This is a genomic window from Myxococcota bacterium (assembly GCA_035498015.1).
GTDB lineage: Bacteria > Myxococcota_A > UBA9160 > SZUA-336 > SZUA-336 > VGRW01.
The window spans coordinates 1-7,944 of record DATKAO010000082.1 but is presented as its reverse complement, the minus strand read 5'-3'; the positions used below and the strand labels follow the sequence as shown (position 1 = coordinate 7,944).

Sequence of the window (7,944 nt, the reverse complement as noted above, 5' to 3'; positions counted from 1 at the left end):
AGCAGCGACACCGCCCCTCGCAATATGTGCACTCTATGTCTGCAGTCTCCGTAGCTTAGAAAACCTTCTCTTGACCGCGCGTGAGAGACCGTGTTGAGATCTCCCGCGCTGCGTCGTCTGGTCACTCAAGGAGAGGTCATGCGGTTCAAGGGTCTAGCGTGTGCGGTACTGGTTGCGCTGCTACCTGCGCGCGGCCTGCACGCCGCAGTGACTGTCTTCCAGGACCCGAACAACGTGGGCACGGCGGGGGCGCCCCCGGTGCAGATCCCGGTCGGCGGCTCGGCAGTGACCCTCAATCTCTTCTACGCCACCGGCACCAACGCCTCGACGCCCGCCACTGTGTGTCTCAGCGGCACCGGCGACGACGTGTGCGGGTGGGACATCTACGTGGGCGCCACGGGCGGTGTGGTGCTGCAGAACTTCGTCGCCGACGCAGGCGCCGGCTCCGACATCGTGGCGGCGATCTCCGGCAACGTGCTGCGCGCGAACGGCGGCAATCCCATCAACGGTGAGCTCGGCGCGCACCGCATCGGCACGCTCACGGTGGCTGCGAGCGCCGCCGGCACGGTGACCGTGAACGGCAATCTCTACGTGACCGCCGCGCTGGCCGCGGCCACGGTGCCCACGGGCGCGACGCTCGGCACCACCTCGACCGACGCCGACGGCGATGGCGTGCCCGACGCCACCGACAACTGCCCCACGGTCGCCAACCCGAATCAGGCCGACGCCGACTCCGACGGCGTGGGCGACCTGTGCGACAACTGCGTGAACGCGCCCAACCCGCGCGTGCCCGGCGGCGCGATCGCCTTCCTGGCGGCGAACCCATGGGCCACCCTGTCGGGCGGTCAGCGCGACGACGACCACGACGGCTTCGGCAACGTGTGCGACGGGGACTTCAACAACTCGGGCGGCAACGTGAACGCAGGCGATACCGCCCAGTACAAGGCGTCGGTCAACCACGATCGCACCACGGATACCTGCGGTACCGCCGGCACCCGGCCCTGCGCGATCTTCGACCTCGACCTCGGCCAGAACACCAACAACACCGCCAACATCAACGCGGCCGATACCAACCGCTACAAGGCCCTGGTCAACCTGCCCGCGGGTCCGAAGTGCGCGCTCTGCACCGGCAACTCGGCGCAGCTCCCCTGCCAGAACGGCGCGAACGGGACCTGCAACTAGGCGGCTCTCTCAGCGCGCGGCCTCGAGCTCGTACTGCTTGAGCTTGCCGGCAGCCTCGAGCTGCTTGGTGCGCTCGTTGAACCACAGCGCCGTGGTGAGTGAGCGCTCGCGCTGCAACAGGCGCTCGCGCGTGGCCGACATCTCACCCGCGATCTGCTCCTCGCTCGGCGCATCGCGCGTCTGCAGCGCCACGACGTAGAAGCTCTCCGCGTCGGAGAACACGCGGTTGGGCACCGGGTGCTCCGGCGTGAGCGCGAACGCCGCCTCGCGCACGTCGGTCACGCCCGAGAGCGAGGGCACCACCGGGTCGCGGAAGCCGAACGGCGGGGTCACCACCACCGGCAGCTTCTCGGCCTCGGCCGCCTGGGCCAGCGGCTCGCCGGCGAGCACCTTCTCGAGCACGCGGTTCGCGGCGGAGCGCGCGCCTTCGGCCGCGCGGTCCTCGACCAGGAGGTCGTGCGCGAGCTTGTCCTGCACCTGCTCGAAGGGCGTCTGACTGGCGGGCTCGTGACTCTCGACCAGGATCAGGTGCACGCCGCGGTCGGTCTTCACCGGGCCGCTCGGCTTGCCCGGCTCGAGTGCGAACGCCGCCTCGTCGAAGGCCGGCATCATGCGGCCGCGCGGGAACGTGCCCAGGTCGCCGCCGTCGGCGCGCGTCGCCTCGTCGGCCGACACGTCCTTGGCTACCGCGGCGAAGCTCTCGCCGGCCTCGAGCCGGGCGCGCGCCTTCAGCGCCTGCGCCTCGGCGTCGTCGCCCGTGAACAGCATGTGGCGCGCGTGGATCTGCTCCTCCTTCGAGTAGTCGGCGACGTGCATCTGGTAGGCGCCCTTCACGCGCTCGGGCTCCTTCTCGAGCAGCGCCTTCACGTCGTCGGGGGTCACGCTGACGTGCTGCCGGAAGGCCGCCTTGCCCGCGGCCGCGACGCGCAGCGTGATCTTGGTCTCGGAGTCGAGTATCTCGTCGCGCACCTCGGCGTCGGACACGCGCAGCGGCGACACCGCGTAGCGCGAGAAGTTGCGCAGCAAGAGGTCGCGCCGGTGCTGGTTGGCGTACTCGCGCGTGCCGAGCCCGGTGCGGTTCAGGTAGCGCTCGGCGATCTCGCGGTCGAACTTGCCGTCGGTCTGGAACAGCGGGTTGCTCTGGAAATCGTCCTTGAGCGTGGCGTCGGACACGGACAGCCCGAGTGACTCGGCTTCCTGCGCCATGAGATAGCGGCGCACGAGTGACTGCCGCGTCTGGTCGTCGAGCAGCTTGCGCAGTCTGTCGTTGTCGACGTTCTGCTGGCTGTACTGCCGGAACGTCTCCTGGTTCATCTCGCGGAAGTACTCGAACACGTCGCGGGGAATGTCCTCCCCGTTCACGGTGGCCACGGCCCCCGCCGCGTGTGACCCGCCGCCGCCATTGCGGCTCTGCGGGCCGAAGAAGAACACGAACGTGGCCAAAACCCCCAAGAGCGCGATGTTCCGCACCCAGATTCCCACTCGTCCCATGTCGCATCTCCCGTGAGGGCAGGCAGACTGCCCTTTCCTCGGGGCGGTCCACAAGCCCCAAGCTTGCACAGCGAAAGGTCTACCCGTAGAATCGCGGCGCGGCGCCCGGGGGTCCGGAAAACCGCGATACTGTCCGCACTTACGCCCTCCGCCTACCGCTCGGACGGAGGCGCCACGAGGCGAGATCGCCCATGCTCAAGGCGCTCAACCGCGTGCTCGGGATCTTCTCGAACGACCTGGCCATCGACCTGGGTACGGCCAACACGCTGGTCTACGCCAAGGGTCGCGGAATCATCTCGAACGAGCCCTCGGTGGTCGCGGTCGACACCGACAAGCACAAGGTGCGCGCGGTCGGCAAAGAGGCGAAGAGCATGCTCGGCCGCACGCCGGGCTCGATCCACGCCGTGCGGCCGCTGCGCGACGGCGTGATCGCCGACTTCGAGATCGCCGAAGCCATGCTGCGCTACTTCATCCAGAAGGCGCACAACCGCTCGACCTTCCTTCGCCCGCGCATCGTGATCTCCGTGCCGTCGGGAATCACCGAGGTCGAGAAGCGCGCCGTGCGCGAGTCCGCGCTCTCGGCCAGCGCGCGCGAGGTCTATCTCATCGAGGAGCCGATGGCTGCCGCCATCGGTGCCGGGCTCCCGATCACCGAGCCGTCGGGGAACATGATCATCGACATCGGCGGCGGCACGACCGAGGTCGCCATCATCTCGCTGTCCGGGATCGTCTACGCGAACAGCGTGCGCGTGGGCGGCGACAAGATGGACGAGGCGATCCTCAACTACGTGAAGCGCAAGTACAACCTGCTGATCGGCGAGCGTACGGCCGAACGCATCAAGATCGAGATCGGCACCGCGTACCCGTCCGACGAGCAGCGCTCGCTCGTGGTCAAGGGCCGCGACCTCGTCGCAGGAGTGCCCAAGACGCTCGAGATCCACACCGAAGACGTCCGCGAGGCCCTGACGGAGCCCGTGAACGCGATCGTCGAGGCGGCCAAGATCGCCCTCGAACGGACACCCCCCGAGCTCGCAGCAGACATTGCCGACAAAGGCATCGTGCTCTCCGGCGGCGGCTCGATGCTGCAAAACCTCGACATCCTGCTACGGGAAGAAACGGGTTTGCCGATTATGTTGGCGGAGGACCCATTCACCGCGGTGGTGATGGGCTGCGGGCGCTGCCTCGACGAGGTGGACCTCCTTCGGGACGTGACGGACAAGGCCTAGCGCGCCGGCGGGGAAGCCGAATCACTTGAGCGAGCTGCTGCGACGCTTTCGCTTCGCGCTGTGTTACTTCGCGCTCGCATCGCTGTGCGCGTTGGGCATGGCGTCCCAGAAGGCCCCGACCGAGCTGGGCTTCGCGCCGCGTCTGGTGCTCAACCTGACGCTGCCGCTCGAGCGCATGGTCACCCTGCCGCTCTGGGAGCTGCGCGACGTATGGGGCGACTACGTGTCGCTGGTGGGCGTGCGCGAGGAGAACGAGCGCCTGCGCGGCCGTCTGGCGCGCGCCGAGGAGGAGAACCACCAGTACCGCGAGGCGATCCTGTCGTCGGAGCGCTTCCAGAAGCTCTCGGGCTTCCGCGCGCAGCGCGAGGTCCCGATGGTGCCCGCGAACGTCATCCACCAGGACCTCTCGAACTGGTTCCAGTCACTCATCATCGACCAGGGCGCGGCCGCGGGCATCCGGCCGGGCATGCCCGTGATCACCGAGTCGGGCGTGGTCGGGCTCGTGTCCGGCACGACGCCGGGCGCCTCGAAGGTGCTGCTCGTGGTCGACCCGCAGAGCCGGGTCGACGCCTACATCGAGCGCACGCGCGCGCGCGGCACGGTGCGCGGCACGTCGGGGCACGAGTGCGACTTCGAGTACGTGCTGCGCGAGGAGAGCCTCGAGACCGGCGACGTGCTGCTCACCTCGGGCCTGGGCACGGTCTACCCGAAGGGCCTGGTGCTCGGGCGCGTGGCCAGCGTCGACCGCAAGAGCTCCGGCCTGTTCCTCTCGGCGAAGATCGCGCCCGCCGTGGACTTCACCCGGCTCGAGGAGGTGTTCGTGATCCTCGAGCAGCGCCAGATCCCCGACGAGGAGTCGTTCTCGGCGGCCGACGAGGGCCTGTGGCCGGCGCCGCCGAAGCCGGGCGCGGCGCCCAAGGCCGTGGCCGTGGCTCCCAAGCCCGCCGCCAAGCCCGCGGAGCCCAAGGCGCACAAGCCCGCGGCACCGCCCGCAGCCGCCCCCATCAGCCCGCCGCCCGAGCTGCCGCCCCCGAGCCCCGGCATCACGCCCGCGGCCCCGGCGCCGGCTCCCATCACGGACCCGCCGGAATGAGCTCGCTGCTGCGGCTCGTGGGCATCGGGATCGCCCTTCTGCTGGCGCAGACGGTGGCGCGGCTGGTGCTGCCGACCCTGGCCCAGCCCAACCTCGTGCTGGTCTACGCCCTGGCCCTCGGCCTGCGCGGCGGTGGTGCCCAGGGCCTGGTGCTGGCCTTCGGGGCCGGCTTCGTCGAGGACGTGCTCTCCGGCTCGCCGCCGGGCCTGTTCGCGCTGGCCTGCGGCACGGCCTGCGCCGCCACGCGGCTGCTCGACCGGGCGCTCTACCTGCGCGCTGCGGCGCCCTGGGCGGGCTACGTGGCCGTGTACACGCTCGTGAACTTCGCGCTCGTGGGCGCGGCGCAGCGCATGTTCGCGCCGGGCAGCGAGATCGCCTGGGCCGACCACCTGGCGCGGGCGCCGGGCGCGGCCATCACCACGGCGCTGTGCGCCGCGCCGCTCTTGCACGTGTTCCGCCGTCTGCTCGTCGAGGCGGACCGCGACGGCTCCTGGCCCGTGCTGGCTGCGCAGGGCGCGCGACCCCGGCCGTGAACCGGCTCACCGCGACCGGCTCGCCGTCCGACGCCACCGTCGAGCGCCGACTCACCGCGATCGCGGTGCTGGTGGTCGCGGTCTGGATGCTGCTCCTGACCCGGCTCTTCTATCTGCAGGTCGTCCAGGGCGACGTCTACCGCATCTCGGCCGAGCGCAACAGCGTGCGCACGCAGCGCGTCGACGCGCCGCGCGGCGTGATCACCGACCGCAACGGCGAGGTGCTCGTGGGCTCCCGGCCCTCGTTCGACGTGCTGGTCGTGCCGCACGAGACCGAAGACGTGCCGACCACGCTCTCGCGCATCGCGGGACTCACGGGCCGCGAGCTCGAGACCGTGCGCGCCGGCTACGGCGAGCCGCGCGGGCGCGCGCGCTTCCAGCCGCAGCGCGTGGCGCACGACCTGGACCGCGACGCGCTCGCGCGCGTCGAGGCGCGGCTCTGGGCGCTGGGCGGCGTGCTCACACAAGTGACTCCCGTGCGCGGCTACCGCTTCGGCGACAGCGCGGCGCACCTGGTGGGCTGGCTGGGCGAGATCGGCCCGGACCAGCTGGGCCGGAAGGAGTTCCAGGCCTACCGGCGCGGCGACATCGTGGGCGTGGGCGGGATCGAGAAGCTGCTCGACACCGACCTGCGCGGCCGCCCGGGCGGCCGCAACCTCCTGGTCGACGCGCACGGCCGCGAGCTCCAGCTCTTGTCCTCGGTCGAGCCCGAGCCGGGCCGCAACGTGGTGCTCACCATCGACCACCGGCTGCAGGAAGCCGCCGAGAGCGCGCTCACCCGCATGGACCACAAGTCGGGCGCGGTGGTCGCGCTCGACCCGCGCACCGGCGAGGTGCTGGCGCTGGTGAGTCACCCGGCCTTCGACCCCAACGAGTTCGCGATCGGCATCGACCCCGAGCGCTGGCGCGAGCTCACCTCCGACCCGTTCCGCCCGCTCATGAACCGCGCGCTGCAGGGCCAGTATCCGCCCGGCTCGACCTACAAGGTCGTGACTGCCATCGCGGGCCTCGAGGAGAAGCTCGTGGGCCCGCACAGCGAAGTGACTTGCGGCGGCTCGTTCCGGCTCGGCCGCCGCACCTACCGCTGCTGGCGCCCCGGTGGCCACGGCGTGGTCGACCTGCACACCGCGATCGTCCAGTCGTGCGACGTGTTCTTCTACAAGCTCGGCGTCGATCTGGGCGTGGACCGGCTGGCCTACTACGCGCGCCAGCTCGGGCTGGGCGCGCGCACCGGCATCGATCTCTCGGGCGAGATGACGGGCCTGGTCCCGACGCAGGAGTGGAAGGAGCGCCGCGACCGCACGCCCTGGGTCGAGGGAGACACCGTGTCACTCTCGATCGGGCAGGGCATGAACCTGTGGACGCCGCTCCAGCTCGCCTCGGCCTACGCCGCGATCGTGAACGGGGGCGTGCGCTACCGGCCGCACGTGCTCAAGCGCATCGAGGAGCCCGACGGGCGGATCGTGAAGGAGATCGAGCCCGAGGTGATCGGCGAGCTCGCGATCTCGCCGCAGACGCTCGCCACCGTGCGCGCGGGGCTGGTCGGGGTGGTGCAGGAGCCGCACGGGACCGGCGCGGTCATGAAGAACCTGCCGGGCGGCGTGATCGCCGGCGGCAAGACGGGCACCGCGCAGGTCGTGGGCTTGCCCGCAGGCGCGCGGCCCGACGAGGAGGACGTGGAGCACGAGGACCGCGACCACGCGTGGTTCGTGACCTTCGTGCCCGCGGACTCGCCGCGGCTGGTGGTCTCGGTGCTGGTGGAGCACGGCGGACACGGCGGCAGCGCCGCCGCGCCGATCGCGCGCGACGTGGTGACTCGGTTCCTCGAAGGCGAGGCGGATTTGTATGCCGGGAATCGACCGTAGACTGATCCAGAACTTCGAGTGGCCGATCTTCGTGATGGGCCTCGCGATCGCGCTGATCGGGATCGTGAACCTGATCTCGGCCTCGCCCGAGCGCGGCACGGGACTCATTCCCGAGACCGCCTGGCGGCAGCTGGTGTGGATGGGCCTGGGGCTGTTGCTCCTGCTCGCGACGCTCTTGCTCGACTACCGCACGCTCGAGCGCGTCGCGTTCCCGTTCTACGGCGGCGTGATCGTGCTCCTGGTCGCGGTGCTGTTCGTGGGCCGCATCGTGAACGGCTCACAGCGCTGGATCGATCTCGGCCCGATGAATCTCCAGCCGAGTGAGTTGGCGAAGCTCGCCCTGATCGTGCTGTTCGCGCGCATCCTGGCGCGGCGCAGCGCGAACCATCCCGTGGGCCTGCTCGATCTGGTGATTCCCGCGCTGATCGTCGCCGTTCCGGCGGCGCTGATCGTGAAGCAGCCCGACCTCGGCACGGCGCTGGTGCTGTGCGTGGTGTCGGCGAGCTTCCTGATCGTGACTCGCGTGCGCACGAGCTCGATCCTGTTGATCGGCG

At 70.5% G+C, this 7,944-nt stretch carries 7 protein-coding genes; 6 read left to right on the top strand and 1 reads right to left on the bottom strand.

The window, feature by feature from the left end:
• Positions 1–207: 207 nt before the first annotated feature.
• Positions 208–1,182 (top strand): thrombospondin type 3 repeat-containing protein, encoded by a 975-nt coding sequence (locus VMR86_06455; GenBank protein HTO06683.1) that lies wholly within the window; start codon positions 208–210, stop codon positions 1,180–1,182.
• A 9-nt stretch (positions 1,183–1,191) separates the two neighbouring features.
• On the opposite strand, the gene VMR86_06450 is transcribed toward VMR86_06455, so the two are convergent.
• On the bottom strand, positions 1,192–2,673 hold the full coding sequence (locus VMR86_06450; GenBank protein HTO06682.1) for a SurA N-terminal domain-containing protein: 1,482 nt from the start codon (positions 2,671–2,673) through the stop codon (positions 1,192–1,194).
• A 191-nt stretch (positions 2,674–2,864) separates the two neighbouring features.
• Between VMR86_06450 and VMR86_06445 the strand changes: the two genes are divergently transcribed.
• The 5 genes from VMR86_06445 to VMR86_06425 all read left to right on the top strand — a co-directional run.
• The gene (locus VMR86_06445; protein HTO06681.1) at positions 2,865–3,899 is read left to right on the top strand and encodes a rod shape-determining protein; all 1,035 of its coding nucleotides are present in this window, start codon (positions 2,865–2,867) and stop codon (positions 3,897–3,899) included.
• Between the two features lie 25 nt (positions 3,900–3,924).
• Positions 3,925–4,992 (top strand): rod shape-determining protein MreC, encoded by a 1,068-nt coding sequence (gene mreC, locus VMR86_06440; GenBank protein ID HTO06680.1) that lies wholly within the window; start codon positions 3,925–3,927, stop codon positions 4,990–4,992.
• Positions 4,989–5,525 carry a rod shape-determining protein MreD gene (gene mreD / locus VMR86_06435; protein HTO06679.1) on the top strand — a complete coding sequence of 179 codons (537 nt, stop codon included), beginning with the start codon at positions 4,989–4,991 and terminating at the stop codon, positions 5,523–5,525. The genes mreC and mreD overlap by 4 nt, the downstream gene beginning before the upstream one ends.
• Complete coding sequence (mrdA, locus tag VMR86_06430; GenBank protein HTO06678.1) at positions 5,522–7,390, top strand: penicillin-binding protein 2; 1,869 nt, start codon at positions 5,522–5,524, stop codon at positions 7,388–7,390. Before mreD ends, mrdA begins: the two co-directional genes overlap by 4 nt.
• Positions 7,371–7,944, top strand: a 574-nt coding sequence (locus VMR86_06425; GenBank protein ID HTO06677.1) for an FtsW/RodA/SpoVE family cell cycle protein, incomplete at its 3' end; no start/stop codon positions are given. The genes mrdA and VMR86_06425, both read left to right, overlap by 20 nt.